Source organism: Streptomyces virginiae (genome assembly GCF_040638905.1).
Taxonomy (GTDB): Bacteria; Actinomycetota; Actinomycetes; order Streptomycetales; family Streptomycetaceae; genus Streptomyces; species Streptomyces virginiae_B.
This window is the reverse complement of sequence record NZ_JBEZYV010000055.1, coordinates 12132-29914: the sequence shown is the minus strand read 5'-3', so window position 1 is coordinate 29914 and position 17783 is coordinate 12132. Positions and strand designations below refer to the sequence as shown.

General features: G+C 68.3%; 18 protein-coding genes and 2 pseudogenes. 12 read left to right on the top strand and 8 right to left on the bottom strand.

Annotated elements, in window-relative coordinates; translation table 11 throughout:
- Positions 1 to 169, top strand: a pseudogene (locus AB0F82_RS36710) (alpha/beta hydrolase); the annotation flags it as partial.
- On the opposite strand, the gene AB0F82_RS36705 reads toward AB0F82_RS36710, so the two are convergent.
- Positions 153 to 1028, bottom strand: a complete 876-nt coding sequence (locus AB0F82_RS36705; protein WP_362635690.1) for an IS5 family transposase — start codon at positions 1026 to 1028, stop codon at positions 153 to 155. The pseudogene AB0F82_RS36710 and the gene AB0F82_RS36705 sit on opposite strands and share 17 nt — an antisense overlap.
- A gap of 262 nt (positions 1029 to 1290) precedes the next feature.
- Here AB0F82_RS36705 and AB0F82_RS36700 point away from each other — a divergent pair, with 262 nt between their 5' ends.
- From AB0F82_RS36700 to AB0F82_RS36685, 3 genes and pseudogenes are all read left to right on the top strand, one after another.
- Positions 1291 to 1719: a transposase family protein gene (locus AB0F82_RS36700; RefSeq protein WP_362635687.1), complete on the top strand. Its 429-nt coding sequence runs from the start codon at positions 1291 to 1293 to the stop codon at positions 1717 to 1719.
- Positions 1674 to 2735: pseudogene (locus AB0F82_RS36695) on the top strand (transposase); the annotation flags it as partial. The gene AB0F82_RS36700 and the pseudogene AB0F82_RS36695, both read left to right, overlap by 46 nt.
- 760 nt (positions 2736 to 3495) lie before the next feature.
- Positions 3496 to 3831, top strand: coding sequence for a hypothetical protein (locus tag AB0F82_RS36685; protein ID WP_362635686.1), 336 nt, complete (start codon positions 3496 to 3498; stop codon positions 3829 to 3831).
- A gap of 52 nt (positions 3832 to 3883) precedes the next feature.
- Here the strand turns inward: AB0F82_RS36685 and AB0F82_RS36680 are convergent, their stop codons facing one another.
- Together AB0F82_RS36680 and AB0F82_RS36675 are read right to left on the bottom strand one after the other, a co-directional pair.
- A complete protein-coding gene (locus AB0F82_RS36680; RefSeq protein WP_362635684.1) occupies positions 3884 to 4078 on the bottom strand; it encodes a hypothetical protein in 195 nt (64 codons plus the stop codon).
- A gap of 245 nt (positions 4079 to 4323) precedes the next feature.
- The gene (locus AB0F82_RS36675; RefSeq protein ID WP_362635681.1) at positions 4324 to 4512 is read right to left on the bottom strand and encodes a hypothetical protein; all 189 of its coding nucleotides are present in this window, start codon (positions 4510 to 4512) and stop codon (positions 4324 to 4326) included.
- A gap of 394 nt (positions 4513 to 4906) precedes the next feature.
- Here AB0F82_RS36675 and AB0F82_RS36670 point away from each other — a divergent pair, with 394 nt between their 5' ends.
- The 5 genes from AB0F82_RS36670 to AB0F82_RS36650 all read left to right on the top strand — a co-directional run bounded on the left by AB0F82_RS36670 (position 4907) and on the right by AB0F82_RS36650 (position 7001).
- The gene (locus AB0F82_RS36670; protein ID WP_362635678.1) at positions 4907 to 5152 is read left to right on the top strand and encodes a hypothetical protein; all 246 of its coding nucleotides are present in this window, start codon (positions 4907 to 4909) and stop codon (positions 5150 to 5152) included.
- Positions 5121 to 5651 carry a DUF6879 family protein gene (locus AB0F82_RS36665; protein WP_362635675.1) on the top strand — a complete coding sequence of 177 codons (531 nt, stop codon included), beginning with the start codon at positions 5121 to 5123 and terminating at the stop codon, positions 5649 to 5651. The genes AB0F82_RS36670 and AB0F82_RS36665 overlap by 32 nt, the downstream gene beginning before the upstream one ends.
- A gap of 14 nt (positions 5652 to 5665) precedes the next feature.
- Positions 5666 to 6511 carry a helix-turn-helix domain-containing protein gene (locus tag AB0F82_RS36660; protein ID WP_362635674.1) on the top strand — a complete coding sequence of 282 codons (846 nt, stop codon included), beginning with the start codon at positions 5666 to 5668 and terminating at the stop codon, positions 6509 to 6511.
- Positions 6512 to 6606: 95 nt separating this feature from the next.
- A complete protein-coding gene (locus AB0F82_RS36655; RefSeq protein ID WP_362635672.1) occupies positions 6607 to 6771 on the top strand; it encodes a hypothetical protein in 165 nt (54 codons plus the stop codon).
- Positions 6768 to 7001, top strand: a complete 234-nt coding sequence (locus AB0F82_RS36650) for a hypothetical protein (RefSeq protein WP_362635669.1) — start codon at positions 6768 to 6770, stop codon at positions 6999 to 7001. The genes AB0F82_RS36655 and AB0F82_RS36650 overlap by 4 nt, the downstream gene beginning before the upstream one ends.
- Before the next feature lie 67 nt (positions 7002 to 7068).
- Here AB0F82_RS36650 and AB0F82_RS36645 read toward each other — a convergent pair whose 3' ends face one another.
- From AB0F82_RS36645 to AB0F82_RS36625, 5 genes are all read right to left on the bottom strand, one after another.
- Positions 7069 to 7278 carry a hypothetical protein gene (locus AB0F82_RS36645; RefSeq protein ID WP_362635666.1) on the bottom strand — a complete coding sequence of 70 codons (210 nt, stop codon included), beginning with the start codon at positions 7276 to 7278 and terminating at the stop codon, positions 7069 to 7071.
- Positions 7275 to 8231 carry a hypothetical protein gene (locus AB0F82_RS36640; RefSeq protein ID WP_362635663.1) on the bottom strand — a complete coding sequence of 319 codons (957 nt, stop codon included), beginning with the start codon at positions 8229 to 8231 and terminating at the stop codon, positions 7275 to 7277. Before AB0F82_RS36640 ends, AB0F82_RS36645 begins: the two co-directional genes overlap by 4 nt.
- Before the next feature lie 330 nt (positions 8232 to 8561).
- Complete coding sequence (locus tag AB0F82_RS36635; protein WP_362635660.1) at positions 8562 to 9962, bottom strand: helix-turn-helix transcriptional regulator; 1401 nt, start codon at positions 9960 to 9962, stop codon at positions 8562 to 8564.
- A 596-nt stretch (positions 9963 to 10558) separates the two neighbouring features.
- A complete protein-coding gene (locus AB0F82_RS36630; protein WP_362635657.1) occupies positions 10559 to 10807 on the bottom strand; it encodes a hypothetical protein in 249 nt (82 codons plus the stop codon).
- A 214-nt stretch (positions 10808 to 11021) separates the two neighbouring features.
- Positions 11022 to 11540, bottom strand: coding sequence for a sigma-70 family RNA polymerase sigma factor (locus AB0F82_RS36625; protein WP_362635693.1), 519 nt, complete (start codon positions 11538 to 11540; stop codon positions 11022 to 11024).
- 643 nt (positions 11541 to 12183) lie between these two features.
- Between AB0F82_RS36625 and AB0F82_RS36620 the strand changes: the two genes are divergently transcribed.
- From AB0F82_RS36620 to AB0F82_RS36610, 3 genes are read left to right on the top strand one after another with little or no spacing between them, the layout of a single operon-like run.
- A complete protein-coding gene (locus tag AB0F82_RS36620; RefSeq protein WP_362635654.1) occupies positions 12184 to 12480 on the top strand; it encodes an SseB family protein in 297 nt (98 codons plus the stop codon).
- Positions 12480 to 13046: a hypothetical protein gene (locus tag AB0F82_RS36615; RefSeq protein ID WP_362635651.1), complete on the top strand. Its 567-nt coding sequence runs from the start codon at positions 12480 to 12482 to the stop codon at positions 13044 to 13046. The genes AB0F82_RS36620 and AB0F82_RS36615 overlap by 1 nt, the downstream gene beginning before the upstream one ends.
- A complete protein-coding gene (locus tag AB0F82_RS36610) occupies positions 13047 to 17771 on the top strand; it encodes a putative T7SS-secreted protein (RefSeq protein ID WP_362635648.1) in 4725 nt (1574 codons plus the stop codon).
- Positions 17772 to 17783 lie beyond the last annotated feature (12 nt).

Below are 17783 nucleotides of genomic sequence, written 5' to 3'. Positions count from 1 at the left end.
CCCGGGCCTCCAGCGGACGATGGCCTCGCGGTGCACCGACGTGCGCGAATGGCAGACAGGCCACTCCCCGTTCGTGGGGCAGCCTGATCTCATTGTGGAACTCCTGCGAGAACTGCTCACCACCCGCATCCCGCCCAGGCGAAACCAGGAAGTCACAACCACTCGTTGATGGCTGCGATCAGTACGGTCGCCTCATATCGAACCGCCAGCTTGTCGTACCTGGTGGCGACGGCACGGTGCCTCTTAAGGCGGTTGATCGCGCACTCGACCGCGTGGCGCTCGCGGTAGTCGACTGGGTCGAAGCGGGGCGGCCGGCCGCCACGGGATCCGAGTCTCTGGCGGTTGCGCGCCTGGTCGGCCTTGTCGGGGATGGTGCAGCGGATCCCGCGGCGGCGCAGGTAGGCGCGATTCTTGCGGGAGGCGTACGCCTTGTCAGCGCGCACTCGATTGGGACGGACCCGCGGCCGGCCCGCTCCGATACGGGGCACGCGGACCTTTTCCAGAACGGGTTCGAACTGTGGCGAGTCCCCACGCTGCCCGGCGGTCACCACGATCGACATGGGCTTCTGACCTTGCTCGACGGCCAGGTGCAGCTTCGTGGTGAACCCGCCGCGTGAGCGTCCCAGCCCGTGATCATCGGGCTCGTCGAAGACACCGCCTGGTGGTTCTTTCTGCAGGTCACCCTGCTTCCGGGCCCCGGCTGCATGCTGATGGGCGCGGCACACAGTGGAGTCGACGCTCAGGTCCCACACGATCGCGCCCTTCGCATCGGCCAGGGTCTGGAGCCGGGTGAGGACCCGGTGCCACGTGCCGTCCCGTTGCCATCGACGAAACAGGTCGTAGATCCGGCCCCACGGCCCGTACTCCACGGGTATGTCCCGCCACGGAACGCCCGTCCGCACTCGGAACCGTATGCCGTCGATCAGCTGCCGCCGGGGCCAGGCGGGCGGTCGCCCTGCCTTGGCCCGCTTCGGCAACGACGGCTCCAGCAACGCCCACTGCTCGTCCGTGAGATCTCCCCGCCCCATGACCACGATCATTCAGCGCGCAAGATCCATTTTCGATACACGGCCTAGGTGGGGGGCCCGGCACACAGTGCCGTCGCCTGGCTTGATGCACGAGTCGCGACGTCGCTTGTCGATGAGCGGGGGAGGCACCCCGAGGGCGGTCAGGTCGATGTTCACGAGTTCGGGTTCTGGCTCACATTCCGTGGAGCATGCACTCTGAGTGACGGTTGTCGGGCGAGTGGGCCCTGAGGAAGATGCCCGGAATTGAGCCGTACCGGGTGCGGTGTGGCTGACAGTTCGGCCCGTGGAAGAAGTGGTGCTCCGGCTGGAGGAGTTGCTGTTCCCGTCGATCGCCGACGTGGTGGTGCTCTCCGTGGCCGTGAACGACGAGGCGGTACACATCGAGGCCCGAAGCACGGTGGCTGGGGCCATCTGTCCTGGATGCGGGAGCTGGTCACGGCGGATCCACTGCTCCTACCTGCGCTTTCCCGCTGATGTCCCCAGCGGAGGCAGACGAGTCGCTCTCTGTTTACGCGTCCGCAGGTTCCTCTGCCCGGTCATCTCGTGCGGGCGGCGGACCTTCGCCGAACAGCTGCCGGGCTTGACCCGTCGGTATGGCCGGCGGACCGAGCGCCTGCGGTCGACGCTGGCCGAGCCGGTGCCCGCATGGCGAGAGTCTTCGGCGTGTCCGTCAGCCGCAGCACGGTGCTGAGGCTGGTCGAAGCCTTGCCCGACCCGGAAGTTCCGGCCCCGCGCGTGGTTGGCGTCGATGAGTACGCGACCCGTAAAGGCCGCCATTACGGGACCGTCCTGGTCGACGTCGAAAGGCGACGCCCGGTGGACCTACTGCCCGACCGGGAGGCTTCCAGCTTGGCCGCTTGGCTCGCGAAGCGACCCGGGGTGGAGATCGTCTGCCGCGATCGGGCACCGTTCTTCGCCGAAGGCGCCACGGCTGGGGCGCCCCAAGCAGTGCAGGTGGCGGACCGGTGGCATCTCTGGCACAACCTGAGCGAGGCTGCAGAACGTTGTGTCGCAGACCACCGTGGATGCCTGCGGGTGCTGGCGCCGGATCCGGCCCAGCCTGCCCCCGAGCCGGAGAAGTTCGAAGATCCGTCCGGCTCGCCCTGGCCAAGGGGACACCGCTTCGCTGACCGCACCCGCGTCAACCACGCGACTGTCCACGAACTGCTGGCAGCCGGGCTCAGCCGGAGGGCGATCGGCCGCCAACTCCGTATGACCTCCCGCACCGTCAAACTCTTGGCCGATGCAGCCAACCCGGAGGACCTCTTCCACGGGCAGTGGCAGGGCCGGCCGTCCAAACTCGACGCCTTCAAGCCCTACCTGGATGACCGCTGGAACCAGGGCTGCACGAACGCCTGGACCGTGTGGGAAGAGATCGTGCCGCTCGGCTATCAGGGCAGCTACCAGCGGGTTCGCGCCTATTTCCGGGAGAAGCGGCTCTCGCCGGGCCCCAGCACAGCTCGGCCACCGTCAACCCGCGTCGTCGCCGGATGGATCCTCCGCCGGCCGGAGACCCTCAACGAGACGGAGCAACTTCGGCTCAAGGCCGTTCTGGTCCACTGCCCTGAACTGGACGCCCTCACCGGCCACGTCCGCTCCTTCGGCCAGATGCTCACCGAGCGCCAGGGCGAACGGCTGCCGCAGTGGCTCGATGCCGTCCGGCGAGACGACCTCCCCGGCCTCCACACACTCGCCGCAGGCATCGACCGTGACCGCGATGCGGTCATCGCCGGCCTCACACTGCCCTCGAAGGCCACGTCAACCGAATCAAGATGCTCAAACGCCAGATGTTCGGCCGTGCCGGCTTCGCCCTTCTCCGCAAACGCGTCCTGCTCTACTCGTAAAGCACAGGTCAGACCCCATCTTCCAGGAGCCCGAAGCCTTCAGGGAACCCTTCCAGGAACTCGCGCCGTACTGGGTCGGACTCGGCGTCGGCCATCGTCCCAAGCAGTTCGATCAACTCGTTCCGCTGGTCGCTCGACAGCTTGCTGACCAGGTGGGCGACGCCCTCCATGACCTTGACGGCGTCGTCCGGATCCATCTGCTCGTCTTCACTGCCCTCGACGAACCACAGGACATCGACCAAAGCCTCGGCCAGGGCATGGGTCAGAGACGAGTACACGGGCATCAAGGTGGACTCCCAGCAGGTCACGGCGGCAGAGTCCGGCCATCCCACCACACACCACTGACATCACTCTCAGTCAGCCCTCCACGGAAAGTGAGCCAGAACCTCCGACGCGGCTGCCCCATCGTCTGCACCTGAGGCCCACCTTCGGTCCCACTGGTCTCCCAGCGAAGATCACCCACCGTGCACGCGTCACGGAAAGCGAGCCAGAACCCCTAGAAGTGAACGAAGCCACACGGCGGGTCGCTGGTCTGGCTCTCACTCCTGCTGGCGATCCGGCCGATCAGCCTCGGGGCCCAGGGTCCGCCCGACGTCGAGGAGCTGCAGAACCGGCTCGCCGCGATGCGCAAACGGCTCCCGGAGATCGAGCGGCTCGCCAACAGCGTCGTCGCCCGCAAGGCCGACCTCGCCGAGCGCCAGGCCGCAGAGTTCCATGGCACTGCCCAGAAGCACACCACGGTTGTGGGCAAGCTGCAGGAGGAGCAGACGCTGCGCTCGCGCATGGCGACCGAGGCCCCCACCCAGCACGCCACCGAGGCGGAGCAGCGTGCCGCGTACATCAAGCAGGCCCGGCAGCAGGCCGTCGCGCAGGCCCGCGAGAACGCCCGGCGAACACAGAGCGAGTACCGGTACCAGCCGCCGACGCAAGGCCGCTCAGGCCCTTCTCTCGGCCGCTGAACCACCCCGTGTCAGCACTTCGCTGACGTCCCCGCCGGCTTCAAGAATCTTTTCAGGTGCCCCCAGGACCGGCTCCGAGGATGCGCCGAGCAGATACGGAGCCGGGCTCCGTACGAGGGGCGGGCCGCTGCTGGGCAGTCTCCTCGACGGCCCGCTCAGCGGCGGTCCGGCCTCGGGCGGCGCGTACCGCCTGGTCGTCGTCGAGCAGGGCCGGTCCGTGCCCGAGCGGGCGGCGTGTAGTACTCACCGCCGAAGTCTTGCAGGCCGGCAAATAGCGCTGACCAGAGGAGGGCTGCGGGTGCAGCAGGGGGCACTCCGCGTCCACTCATCCGTGCCGTACATAGGGCTGTGTACTAAGGTGGGGTTGCTATAGCTCAGCCTATAGAAACGACAACGGCTCCCCTTCGCCTTGGAACGCTGAGGAGCCGCTGCACGGAGTGGGTACACCCACAACCAGTGCCCCTTGGTTCCCGCCAGGGGGCACAGTGCGTTCTACAGGCTGTTCATGTACTCGAACAGCCACTTCCCGCCTTCGATGATCCATCGCGAGATGTCATCGGCGAAGACGACCAACACAAGGTCGAGGGGGGAACGCTCGTTGCGATGTGCACCTCGGCATCCCGGCTGCTCGCCCTTCCCAGAAGGGTCGGACTGCTCACCGCTCTGCTCGATGTGCGCCATGTTCAGTTTTCCTTTCATCCGCTGACGCCGTGTGCGCCCGTCGAAGGCGGGGGCTCTAGTTGAAGAACCCGCCCTCCGCGATGCGCCCGCGGTGTGGTGCGAACAGCCGCAAGTCTATGCCGTGTTGAGCGGACCGCGCTGAAACCAGCACCCCTCGCTCCACGAAACCTTCTGACCAGGCACGATCCACGTAACCCCGAGCGCGACAGCCCTCTGCCCGAACCCCTAACGGGCTCGGCCCGGAGAAGACCCGCCCCGAAGGATGCTTCCGTAGTCGACTTGTTCGCCGGACCGGGGGGCTGGAGCTCCGTCGTTTCCCGGCCGCTGCCTCTCGCTACCTGCTCCACTGGGATGAGCGCAATTTCCCGCAAGCTGAGCGATGCAGGAGGCTGTCATGGCACTACGGTTCATCGGTATCGACCCGGACTCCGACACGGGGCAGTGCCCGACGGTGTGGGTGGACGAGGACACGGCCGACGTCATCATCCAGGGCTGGAAGGCCGACCAGGCCCTGCTCGCCCAGTGCCTGGAGACCGGCTCGATCCCCGACACCGAAGGTGTTGTGCGGATCCCCGCCCGGATGGTGGCGATGCTGAGGGAGGCATGCGATGACGCAGAACGACGTCGTGCCGGGCTTTGACGTCCTGCTGGGCGGCGCCCGGCACTCCGCGTTCCACCTGGAGATGCGCGACGCCTACGGGGTCGCCGAGGAGTCGTCCGGGTTCGCCGACTGGCTGGCCACTGGCCGGCGGAACACGGATCCGGACTCGGAGTATTGGGCGTTCTGGACCGGCCTGGTGCGCCGCACCACGGCGCGCGGGGTGTCCGTACGCCGGGCCCGGATCGTGTCGGAGCCGCTGTCGGACTACTCCCGCTACAGCCACGCCGGGGCGGTGGTGAACATCGCGGCCGGGGAGGAGATCCGCTACCTGCCCCGCCGCCACGCCTCCACCATCGCGCTCCCCGGCAACGACTTCTGGCTGATCGACAGTCGTCTCATCCGCTGGAACCACTTCACCGGCAACGGCACCCCGGCCGGCGGGGAGATGTCCGAAGACCCGGCCGCCGCCGCGCTGTGCGCCTCCGCGTTCAAGGCGGTCTGGGAGCGAGCCGTCCCCTACGAGGACTACAAGCCCTAGCCGGAGCAACACCGATGACCTCGCCCCTGTCCAGTGCCCAGGCCGCCCGCAGCGCGCTCGCCACGCGCCTGCGGCACCTGCGCCTGGACGCGGGCCTGGCCGGGCACCAGCTGTCTCTCGCGTGCGGCTGGCACCCGGCGAAGACCTCCCGGATCGAGAACACCCGGGCCGTCCCCTCCGACGCCGACATCCGCGCGTGGTGCGCGGCGTGCGGCGCCGATGGCCAGGCCGAGGACCTGATCGCCGCCGCCCGCAGTGCCACCTCCATGTACGTGGAGTGGAAGCGCCTGAACCGGGCCGGGTTGGCCGGCCTGCAGCAGGAGATCGTCCCCCTGGTCGACCGAACCCGCGCCTTCCGCGTGTACTGCTCCCACGTTGTCCCTGGGCTGCTCCAGACCCCCACGTACGCGGCCGCCGTCATCGGCGCGTACGGGACGTTCCACGGCGCGGCCGACGATGTCGAGGCCGCTGCGGCGGCCCGGGTGAAGCGCTCCAGGGTCCTGCACAAGCGCGGCCGCCGGTTCGCTTTCCTCATCGAGGAGTCCGTGCTGCACTCCCGCATCGCCGACCCCGACACCACTGCCGCCCAGCTGGAGCACCTCATCGAGCTCGCCGGGCTGCCGCAGGTGTCCCTCGGCATCATCGCCGCCCGCGTACCGAGGCGGCTGTGGTCGATGGAGTCATTCACCGTCTACGACGACGTCCAGGTCGGCATCGAGCTGCTGTCCGCCAGGGTCACGATCACCGCGCCCGGCGAGATCGCTACCTACGAGCGGGCCTTCGCCGACCTCGCCGCCCACGCCGTCCACGGCGCCGGCGCCCGCGCCCTGATCAGGCGGGCCGCCGCAGCACACGGGTGAAGGTCCGCAATTTCCCGCAAGAACGTTGAGAGCCCTCCGCCCCGATCCCTAGCTTCATGGATGTTGGGATTGCACCGGCAGCACGGAGGCCCCTGATGAGCACACCCACCAACGGCCCGGAGCACACACGGCGGACCCCCGCCCGGCCCGGCTACGGTGCCCCCTCCGCGGACCTGCTGGCCCGCGCGGACCGTGGCCTGGCCCGGTTCCTCGGCCATCAGGACAAGGAGCAGGAGAACACCGACGGGGGCGAGGCGTGAAGAACACCGGTCGCGACCTCGGACTCGGACACGAGGAACACCCGCTGCTCGGCCACCGGGTCCGCGACATCGCCTCCGGCACCGAGGGCCAACTGATGGCCGTCGTCCTTGAGGAAGTCGCCACCCACACCGGACCGCGCTGGACCCGCCGTGCCTACATCCGCCCCGAGGCCGGCGGCCGCGAACTACCGACCGCCCTGGGCAACATCGAACCCCTCGGAGCGCCCTGACCGCTCCACGCGCGGGCGACGACAAACTCCGGGCGTGGAGCCCCAGCCGTTCGCCTGCCGCCAGCCGCTATTTCGCAATCACGGCGCGCAGGACGCTCGGCACGTCGGCGGGGTCGACCAGTACGAGCGCGATGGCGCCGAGTACGAGCAGCGGCAGCATGCGGGCCGCAGAACCGAGGACGTCGGGGACGTCGGATGGGAGCGCGCGGTGCAGGGCGTACCCGGCGAGGGCTGCCAGCAGGGCAACGGCGAACAGAGCCAGGAGTAGCGGTGTCATCCGAGGGATCCGATCTTGGTGGCGAGGCCTTTCACCTTTCGTCGGACCTTCTCTCCGTAGACCGCCGGAGTGGGCGCGCCAGCTAGTGCGGCGGCTTCGGCCCAGGTGGATACCCCGGGGTTGCCCAGTGCGAGCACGACGGCGCGGTACCCAGGGGTGAGCTGCTGGAGGATGCCGAGCAGCCGAGGGTCTTCCAGTTGATCTACAGCCGCAAGTTCTCGGCTCGGGCGGTCAGCCAGCAGGTCGTGCAGTGTCATCCCCTCGGCGAGGGGAGTGTCGAGCAGCAGCAGACGCTTCCTGGCTACCTTGCGGTCCCATACGGGGGTGAGCTGCCGATGGATTGTGCGGGCCTCGTCCTTCAGGCTGGTGAGAGCTCTGGGCGACAGCCGGCCTTCCTCCAGCAACGGCATCATCCAGTCACCGAGCAGCGCGGTGGACACCGGTTCGTGCCACCCGCTCCACAGGCCCAGCACCTCTGAGGTGAAACTCTCCACCATGGCGCGGTCTCCGCTCAAAACAGCGTTGCGAGCATTCATAGCCCGAACGACGGGGGACACCTCCCACCCCATCTCTAGGAAGCCACGCTCGACCGACTCTCCGGTCGGAGGTTCCGACGTAGGCACCGCCAGGAAGTCGTTAGCGTGAGCGAACAGACTGCGGTTCGCGGCCAGGATGGAGTCCAGCTGCGACTGAGGCCCGAGTGGACTGGTGGCCACTGTGCCGTCGTCGTGAACCGCGACCAGGCCTCCCTCCACCTGCCAGTGCACCGGGATCACCGCCTTCACATGCAAGGTGGGATCGAACGCTGCGCGCTCGAAGACTTTCGCGGAGCGATAGACCAGCTTGACATTGATCTCCGGAAGGTCGAGGCAACGCCTGGAAGCATTGACCTTGGCCTCCACCTCCGGTACGCGAGGAGTCGTGAAGCAGTGAGGTGGATCTTCGGTCGTCATGGTGCTCCTTGCAGATCAGCGGAACAGCTTTCTCCTTTCGGTCCCGGCATGACCCTGATCCGACAAGAAAGCCGGAAGAAGTCCGTGTGACGTGCATCACTTCCCCCTTTGTTTCATAGGTGCGGCGGATAGCCCACCTGCAGCGATCGTGATTCATGAGGCGTTGCGAACGGTGGGGCGCCTGAAACGCCCCGTAAAGGGCGGCGGGCTCCCCGGGGGACGGCTGTCCGGCTCGGTCGGGGACGTGCTGCTGTCCGGGCCCCGGCTACAGTCACGCGAAGGGGCCGGAGCCACTGCGATTGGCTCCGGCCCCGCTGCGTGCTTGGACGGTCAGTCGGCGTGCTGCTCGCGCGGCATGAGCAACGCGAAGTACGTCTCGCGGGCCTCCTGGCTCAGCTTGCCGTCGAGGGAGAGGGCTTGCCGCAGGGTGCGGAGCGTTGCCTTCGCCGGGATCTCCCACCGGTCGTGGGCCTCGCGGACGATGTCGCCGATGTAGTGATGGGCGGACTCGGGGTAGTGCCGGATGAACCAGTCGAGCATCTTCGCCACCGGCACCGTGAGGTGGAGGTGGAACCAGCTCTTCTCACCCGGCTCCTCCTTCTGGCGCGCTGCGGACGGGCGGTTCATGGCGATGGCCTCGGCGAAGCCGTTGAGGATCGCGCCCTTGACGGTCGGGCCGAGGACGTCGGGTGGCAGGACGCGGTCCAGGCTGACGGCGACGTCCCAGGCGAGGGTGTCCGCGATCTCGCGGACGGACCCTTCGTTACGGGCGCGCAGGATCCACCGCTTGCGGACGTCCGGCCGCCCCCACAGGGTGCTGTGGAAGTTGGCCGCGAACCGGTCGCGGACTGCGGCGGCGCCGGGTGAGAGGTTGTCGCGGTCACCGGCGGACATGGTGGCCTTGATGCCCTCGTAGGAGCGCTGGCGTGCCTCCACCCAGTCGTCGGCCACCGCCCGAGCCCACTGGACGCGGCCGTTGACCATCGCCTGGGGCTGGGGGACCTCGCTGTTGCCGCGGGAGATGTAGGCCCGCAGCGTGGAGGCGGTGATGCCGCCGAGCTCCGCCATCTCCGGCACCCCGAGCAGCTGGGCGCCGGTCAGTTCGGGGCTGGCGATGTCGACCACGCACCGGTCCAGGGGCAGTGCGCCGTCCCGCTTCTGGTGGTGCTTGGCCCACAGGGCCAGGTGGTCGCCCCAGTTCTCCGGAGCCTCTTCCTCGGGGTCGAAGGTGAGGACCTTCCCCACGTACGCCTTGTCCGCATCGGCGCGGCCGTCGAGCATGTCGGCGGCGCTGACCGTGACGGCGGCCCGGGCCTTGCGCCGCTCGTGGTCCTGCTCGACGGGGTTCCAGACCTGCCCGGGCCGGTACCAGGTGGTGCCGTCCCACCAGTAGCAGCCGGCCCGGAACAGCAGCGCCTCGCCGCCCCAGTCGTTGTGCAGGGTGGAGGTGTCGCCGTCGCGCATCAGCAGCACGGTCCGGCCGTGCTCGGGGTGGTAGCGCACCGACCAGCCGAGCGAGTGGTCGAGCGGATCGGTGGTGAAGGCGTACCAGCTGTCGTCCTGGCGGTTGCGGTCGTAGCGCCCCCACATGCCGCTGGCCTCGTGACGACCGACGGCCTCGATGGCCTCGGGACCGTCGTCGAGAGGGATGTGCGAGTCGTCGACGAACGGCAGGCCGGGCACTGGGTGGTCGGTGCGCAGGCCGTTCGCGAGCGGATGGACGTGGGCCACCGTGATTCCTCATTCCACTTTGAACGCTGCACTCCTTGTGCAGCGCCTTGCTTACTCTCTTATACATCGTCAGGAGAATTTGTAATGCAGCGCTTTCCGGCCAACCTTCCGCAGCGGATGGGGCCGATTCGCTGCAACGGACCCGGCTTGGGGGGCGTCGGATAACCTCTCCTTATCCGACGCGCCCCTTCCCGCCGCTACCGTTCCGTCATGACGACGACCGGCTCCCGCCCACGCTTCTCCGTCCGCGTCGGCCTCACCGACGCACCCGAGTACGACGGGCCGTTCGACGGCGTGCCCGAGCACCTGCGGCTGCCGCTGCAGGAATGGCTGGCTCATGCCCTGGAGGCCGAGGAGCTCGGCAACTACTCCGACGAGGAGTACACCGAGCGCACCATCTGCCTACGGCTGCGCCTCATTCCGAAGCCGGACCCCCGGCAGCGCAGCTCGACGTATCGCAACGCGCTGCTCGCGGCGCCCGGCCTCCAGCTGCTCGACGTCGTCGACGCAGTCCTCGCCTACAAGGCGGAGCACCGGGTGGACGACCCGGACTCCATCCAACGTCTCATCAGGCTGTTGAACGACGCCGGGTCCGCCTACCGGGTCGCCGAGACCACGGACGGACTGGAGGAGCGGGTCACCCCCACCGTGCGCGACGCGGTCCACCAAGCCATCGCGGGCGCGGGGGCATCGTCGGCGGCCGGGTCGGCTGCGGAGCACCTCGCGGTCGCGTGGCGGTCGGCGTACGGGCGGAATCCGGATCCGGTGCGGGCGTACAGCGAGGCCATCAAGGCGGTCGAGTCCGCAGCCCATGCCGTCATCCAGCCGAACAACGCGAAGGCCACCCTCGGGACGATGCTGGGCGAGTTCAAGCAGGCGCGGCACAAGTTCGCCACCGCGATCCCCACCCCGGCTGGCGACCCGATCACCCCGGTGGAGGCGATGATGCGGGCGCTGTGGGAAGGGCAGACCTTTCGCGCCACGGCGCCCAGAGCGGAACCATGCCCGAGACGTCGTCCACGTCACTCGGCGATCCGGCGGGATTGCCGGTTGTGTCGTTCACAGGTCCTTCTCCTCTCCGGGAGTCCAGTCCAAGTTGATCTTTTCGGCAAGCGTCCGGCGGGCGGTGTAGATGTGCGAGCGCACCGTGGTCGGGGAGATACCCATCAGCTGCGCGACCTGCCTCCGTTTCAGCTCCAGGACGAAGGTCAGCAGCACGACGTCGTAGTGCCGCTCGGGCAGCTCGGCGATCGCCTCGTACAGACCGAGCGTGGACACCGGCTGCGCCTTCAGCCGGCGGCGGGACGCCCGCCGCAGCGCCGCGAACTGGGCGGTCTTCACCAGCGCGACCGGAACAACCTCGGCAGCTTTGTAACGTGCGACATGCTCCCGCAGCTGCGCCCAGGCGAACCCGGGGAGACTCGCTTCCTGGAGCGTCTCCGGCCATACCTGCAGCAGGAACGTGAACACATCCTCGACGACAGCCGCGGCGACCTTGCCGTCGCCAAGCTCCCACTGCGCGTAGTGCAAAAAGGCCAGGTGGTTCTGCGAGTGGAACGCAACGAACTCCACCGGCATGACCCCGGCAAGCTCGACGTCGACGGCCTGCTCACCGAACGGGTCGTCCTCGGTGTCGGTCATGCACTCCCCCACGGCTGCTCCCCGGCCCCGTTCAGGCCGGTACTCGACATGTCACGCGGCCGGTCCAGGTGACCGGCCGCCAGGCTGTGGCCCGCAGTAAGTTCGGCGGCGCCCACCCGCACCCCGGCACCCAGCGCTGGAGACCCTCAACACCAAGGGCATGACCCGCTCCGCGAAGGGCACCGTGGACCGGCCCGGCCGCAACGGGCGAGCGTCGCGACGACGTGGATGTGGTGGGTGGCGTACCGCGATCCACCGGCAGGCTTGCTCACCACCATGCCCAGCGTTCAACCGCCGCTCCGCAGTCATACGGCCAATGGCCTGTGGCCCACTCGCCGAGACCGGTGATCGTTGGCCAGAACTCTTCCGCGCCTATAGACCGATTCAGCGATCAAGGTACGGTTTCCCCTTTGGGGCTGATCAGTGGGAGGGGACGCAGTTCATGGGACTGGTTGCGGAGATTGCGGCGTACCGGGAGGGGAGGGGGGGTCCTGGGCGCCTGGTGGGCGAGTTTCGACGGGCCCTGCTCCTACTCCCGCGCGCGGACGGTAGCGCCGGTCCCGGTGTCCAGGGTGGGTTGATGTCGGCGGTGTCGGGCGGTATCCGCTGGCTGTACGCGTTCACGGACGAGGACTCCCTTGCCCGGTTCGTGCGGGCGCGTGGTGAGGGTGCTCGGGAGTGGCCGTATCTGGTGATGCTCGGCGCCCGTCTGGTGGATGCGGTGGTGCCGCAGTCGGATCGCCCGATGGGGGTCGCTGTCAACGTGGCGGACGGGGACGGGGCGATGCTGTTCCCGCCGGTCACCGGGATCGTCCCGGATCCGTTCGCAGTGGACCTGCGACAGGACACCGGCAGTGACCACGGGGTGGTGGCCTGATGCCGGGCGACGGTGACCTCGAGGTGTCGCCGCAGGCGGTCGCGGCGATCCAGAGCGGTCTGCGGGCGGCGATATCGGAGTTGCGTGACTCCGGGGACGCTGCAGGGGCCTCTCAGGGTGCGGGTTTCGAGAACCTGTCGATGACGGGGATGGAGACCGGGCACGCGGGGCTGGCGGCGGACTTCGAGGACTTCTGCGAGCGCTGGGAGTGGGGGGTGCGCGCCCTAGTGCAGGACGCGTCGACGCTCGCGGCGAATCTGGGGATCGCGGCAGGGACGCTGTGGGAGGAGGACCAGTACATCCAGGGCTCCTTTAAGGTCGCCGCGAATGCCGCGTACGGCAATCCGTATGCCGGCGAGGACGAGATCGAGCAGAAGAAGTGGGGCGACGTCTTCCGCGCGGACGTCTTCAAGCCGGACTACAGCGATGAGTCGTTCGAGAAGAGCGACAAGGACATCGAGCAGACCTGGTCGGACACCAAGGACACGGTGACCTCGAACGGCAGGATCGGCTCGTTGAAGGACCTGCTGGACCAGTCCCGCGGGCACGGTGGGGGGAACGGATAGATGGGCTGGCGGGATTTCGTTCCGGACTCGGCGGAGGGCTGGGTCGAGGACCGTGCCGAGGACGTCGGTGACTTCGTCGAGTGGGGCGGCGACAAGGCCGCCGGCTTCGCCGACGGGATCGGCGCGCACGATGCGGGCAACTGGGTCCGCGACAAAAGCCGCTCCGCCGCGAACCAGCTCGGCGCGGATGTCGCCGAACTCGAACTCGGCCAGACCGAGGACCCGAAGCGGCTGGTCTACGGCAGTGCTGCCAAGATCCGGGAGCAGGTCGCCCACCTGACCGACTTCAAGGCGGCTTTTGAATCCGTCGGAAACGGCCTGAAGAACCTCACCGAGCCCGACGGGCTCAAGGGGACGGCAGCCACCGCATTCCGGGAGTCCGTCGCGAAGGAGCCGCCGCGCTGGTTCAAGGCGGCTGACGCTTTCGGCAAGGCCGCCGATGCCATGGGCCGGTTCGCCGAGACCGTCGAGTGGGCCCAGGGCAAGGCCAAAGAGGCGCTGGAGGACCACGAAACGGCGTTGAAGGCCTCCCAGGCCGCCTTCGACGCGCACGAGAAGCTCCGCACGACCTACAACGACGCCGTGAGGGCGAAGTCGGAGCACCTGCCGCCGCGGCCGTCGGAGACGTACCCCGACCCCGGGAAGGAGATGGCCAAGGCCGCGCAGGAAAAGCTCAACAGCGCCCGCAGACAGCGCAACGAGCAGGCCGAGACCGCCGCGGCGGCCGTCCGTACGGCGCGGGATGCCGCCCCACCCAAGCCCTCGTACAGCGAGCAGCTCGGCGACGGCCTCGACTGCCTCGACCTCGCCTCCACCCACCTGGTCGGCGGTGTACTCAAGGGCACGGCCGGCATGGCCAACTTCGGCCGCAGCCTGAACCCGTTCGACCCGTACAACCTGACCCACCCCGCCGAGTACCGCACCAACCTGAACTCCACCGCGGCCGGCCTCGTCGTCATGGCCAACGACCCTTGGGGCGCCGGCAAGCAAATGCTCGACGAGTTCATGAAGGACCCCTTCGAGGGTCTCGGCAAACTCATACCCGAAGTCATCGGCTCCAAGGGCGCCGGCGCCGCCAAAAGGCTCACCACCACCCTTGACGACGGAGCAAGCGCGGCGCGGGCGCGCCAGCTGATCGACGACGCCCCGGACGGCACCCACAGAACCGCGGACGGTGACCGTGAGGCCGGCGGCGACCCGGTCGACCTCGCCACCGGTCGTATGTTCCTGCCACAGACAGACGTCGAGCTGCCCGGCATCCTGCCCCTCGTCTTCACCCGCCGCACGGAATCCGGTTGCGCGGTCGGCCGCTTCTTGGGAGCTGCCTGGACGTCCACGGTCGATGAGCGCCTGGAGATCGACTCGACCGGTGTCGTGCACGTCACTGCCGAGGGCCTGCTGATTCCCTACCCCCATCCGGCCCCGGGGATCCCCACACGGCCGGACCACGGAAGCACCCGCACCTTGCTGGCCCGCGACGCCGAAGGCAACTACACGGTCACCGCACCCGACAGCGGCCTGGTCTTCCGCTTCACCGCCCCGTCGGGCAGCGAGCCGGGCGGTGACGGTGAGGCCTGGCTCTCGTGCATCTCCGAACGCAACGGCCACACCATCGACGTCGACCGCGACGAGAACGGCGTTCCGCTGGCCCTGGTTCACTCGGCGGGCCACCACGTGAAACTGACCGCCACCGATGGCCTGGTCACCGCCGTATCTCTCGCCGGCGCGAGCGAAGGCGGCGCTGACCTGCCTCTGATGAGCTACGGCTATGACGACGGCAACCTCACCACGGTGACCAAGCCGTCGGGCGCCAGGACCACCTTCGTCTACGACGACCGCCGCCGCGTCGTCGCCTGGATCGATTCCAACGGGAGCAGGTACGACTACGTCTACGACGACCGCGACCGTGTTGTTGCGGAGGGGGGCGAGGCCGGTCACGTCCAGATCGCCCTGTCGTACACCGAGCCGGACCCGGTGACTGGCCATTACACCACTACGTTGACCACGCCCGAAGGGCATGCAACCCGCCACCTGTTCGGTCCGGGCTGCAAGCTCCTGGCTCGCACCGACTCTCTCGGGCACACCACCCGCTACACCTACGACGTGCGCGGCAGCCTGCTGTCCCGCACTGACCCCCTGGGCCTCACGACGACCTTTTCGTACGATGAGGACGGGCGTCTCGTCGGCGCAGTGCGCCCCGATGGAAGCGAGCTGCGCACGGTGCGCGGCCCGTTCGGGCTGCCTGTGGAAGTATTCGCGCCGGACGGCACGCGCGTGATTCACGAGTACGACGAACGCGGCAATCGCACGGCAGTCACCGACCAGGCCGGTTTCACCACCCGCTACGCCTACGACCACGCCGGCCGGCTCACCTCGCTCACCAATGCCGAAGGGGCCACGACCCGCGTGGTGTGCGATGCGGCGGGTCTGCCCGTGGAGGTGACCGACCAGGCCGGCGCCGTCACCCGCACGGAACGTGACGCCCTCGGCAGGCCAGTCCGCATCACCGATCCGGTGGGCGGCATCACCCACCTGGAATGGCAAGCCGACGGACAACTGGCGCGGCGCACGGGACCCGACGGAGCCACAGAGACCCGGGCCTACGACGGCGAGGGCAACGTGCTCTCCCACACGGACGCATCCGGTGGGGTCACCCGGTTCGAGTACACCCACTTCGACCTGCCGACCTCGCGCACCGGTCCTGACGGTGCCCGCTACGAGTTCGAACACGACACAGCGCTGCGTCTCACCCGGGTCACCAATCCGCAAGGGCGATGCTGGACCTACGAGTACGACGCCGCCGACAACATCGTCTCCGAGACCGACTTCGACGGCCGGACCCTCACCTATCGGCTGGACGCCGCGGGCGGTCTGGCGGCCCGTGTCGACGGCCTCGGCGGAACCATCTCCTTCGAGCGCGACCAGCTTGGCAACGCCGTCCGCAAGGATGTCGACGGCCGGGTGACGGACTATGCCTACGACAGGGCCGGACGCCTGCTGGAGGCAACCGGAGCCGACGGTGAACTCCGTTACCAGTACGACCGTCGCGGACTGACCAAGACCGAGCTGGTGGACGGACGCCCCATCTCCTACTCCTACGATGCCCTCGGCCGCCGTACGCGCCGTACCACCCCCACTGGTCATGTCACCTCCTACGTGTACGACGCCGACGGCCGGTCCCACAGGCTCATCACCGGCAGGCAGTGCGTCGAGTTCACCCACGACGACGCCGGACGTGAACTGGAGCGCGTCTTCGGCGGAACGGTCACCATGACCTCTGCCTGGGACGAGGCGGGGCGGCTTTCCGAGCAGCACATCACCGTCGGGAAACGCAGCGTCAGCAGCCGCACCTACGCCTATCGCGCCGACGGCCACCTGATATCCGTCGCGGACCGGCAGTCGGGCACCCGCAGCTTTGACCTCGACCCGGCGGGCCGGGTCACAGGCGTCCGCGCCCAAGGCTGGACAGAGCAGTACGCCTACGACGACACCGGCAACCAGACCTGGGCTGCCTGGCCGACCGAGCACCCCGGCAGCGAGGCCGCCGGGTCCCGCACTTACTCTGGCACCAGCATCACCCGTGCCGGAGACGTCCGCTTTGAGTACGACGCCCTCGGCCGAGTCACGATGCGACAGAAGACTCGGCTCTCCCGGAAACCGGACACCTGGCGATACGCCTGGGATACAGAGAACCGCCTCACCTCGCTGATCACCCCCGATGGGACTCGGTGGAGGTACCGCTACGACCCGCTCGGCCGCCGCATCGCCAAGCAGCGGCTAGCGGCTGACGGTGACCGCGTGGTCGAGGAGGTCCGTTTCACCTGGGACGGCTTGATGCTGTGCGAACAGGCCAGTCACCAGCCGGACACCCCCCACACAGTTGTCCTGACCTGGGACCACCGGAACGTCGTCCCTCTCGCCCAGACCGAGCGCATCCTCACTGCCGACGAGCACCAGGAGGAGATCGACCGCCGCTTCTTCGCCATCGCCACCGACCTCGTCGGCACCCCCATCGAGCTAATCGGCGAGTCCGGCGACGTCGCGTGGCGCTCCCGGGCCACGCTGTGGGGGACGACCGCCTGGGCCCGAGACAGCGAGACGTACATCCCCCTCCGGTCCCCCGGCCAGTATTACGACCCTGAGACCGGCTTCCACTACAACTACTTCCGCCACTACGACCCCGAAACCGGCCGCTACACCTCACCGGATCCTCTGGGCCTGGCACCTGCCCCGAACCCCGTCGCGTACGTCGACAACCCGAACACCGGGTGCGACCCGCTGGGTCTCATGCCCAAGTACACGAAGGAGGAGAAAGCCCAGAAAGCGAAGCAGGACTCACTCAACGCGATCGACGACATCGTCGAGCGGGCGCAGGGCGGCAAGATAAAGAAGGCAGACAACTACCACGCGCACGACCACGGCTTCACTGAGGAACAGGTTATGCAGATCCTCAGGAAGCCGGATGCGGTGTACTACACGCCGGCAGGCACCGGAAAGCTGATCTTCCGGCAGGGGGAGGACATCGTGGTGGTGCGGGCCGACCGTATGGGGGCAGGCAACGTCATCACGGCATACGGCTCGTCCGGCATCAAGGGTCCGTCCGGGGCCCTGGCACTGGGGGGCTCACCCACCGACCCTGGTGGGCCGATCACGCACGCAGACGTGGTGGAAGGCAGGATTCCAGCAAAGAACGGCTTCCAGCCTCCCGCCGAGCAGGTCAGATGAGATGGCATTGAA

Coding starts and splice junctions, on each gene's coding strand:
- AB0F82_RS36705 (WP_362635690.1), bottom strand. CDS start 1,028: ATGGGGCGGGGAGATCTCACGGACGAGCAGTGGGCGTTGCTGGAGCCG.
- AB0F82_RS36685 (WP_362635686.1), top strand. CDS start 3,496: ATGCGCAAACGGCTCCCGGAGATCGAGCGGCTCGCCAACAGCGTCGTC.
- AB0F82_RS36675 (WP_362635681.1), bottom strand. CDS start 4,512: ATGGCGCACATCGAGCAGAGCGGTGAGCAGTCCGACCCTTCTGGGAAG.
- AB0F82_RS36670 (WP_362635678.1), top strand. CDS start 4,907: ATGGCACTACGGTTCATCGGTATCGACCCGGACTCCGACACGGGGCAG.
- AB0F82_RS36665 (WP_362635675.1), top strand. CDS start 5,121: ATGACGCAGAACGACGTCGTGCCGGGCTTTGACGTCCTGCTGGGCGGC.
- AB0F82_RS36660 (WP_362635674.1), top strand. CDS start 5,666: ATGACCTCGCCCCTGTCCAGTGCCCAGGCCGCCCGCAGCGCGCTCGCC.
- AB0F82_RS36655 (WP_362635672.1), top strand. CDS start 6,607: ATGAGCACACCCACCAACGGCCCGGAGCACACACGGCGGACCCCCGCC.
- AB0F82_RS36645 (WP_362635666.1), bottom strand. CDS start 7,278: ATGACACCGCTACTCCTGGCTCTGTTCGCCGTTGCCCTGCTGGCAGCC.
- AB0F82_RS36640 (WP_362635663.1), bottom strand. CDS start 8,231: ATGACGACCGAAGATCCACCTCACTGCTTCACGACTCCTCGCGTACCG.
- AB0F82_RS36625 (WP_362635693.1), bottom strand. CDS start 11,540: ATGCCGGTGGAGTTCGTTGCGTTCCACTCGCAGAACCACCTGGCCTTT.
- AB0F82_RS36620 (WP_362635654.1), top strand. CDS start 12,184: ATGTCGGCGGTGTCGGGCGGTATCCGCTGGCTGTACGCGTTCACGGAC.
- AB0F82_RS36615 (WP_362635651.1), top strand. CDS start 12,480: ATGCCGGGCGACGGTGACCTCGAGGTGTCGCCGCAGGCGGTCGCGGCG.
- AB0F82_RS36610 (WP_362635648.1), top strand. CDS start 13,047: ATGGGCTGGCGGGATTTCGTTCCGGACTCGGCGGAGGGCTGGGTCGAG.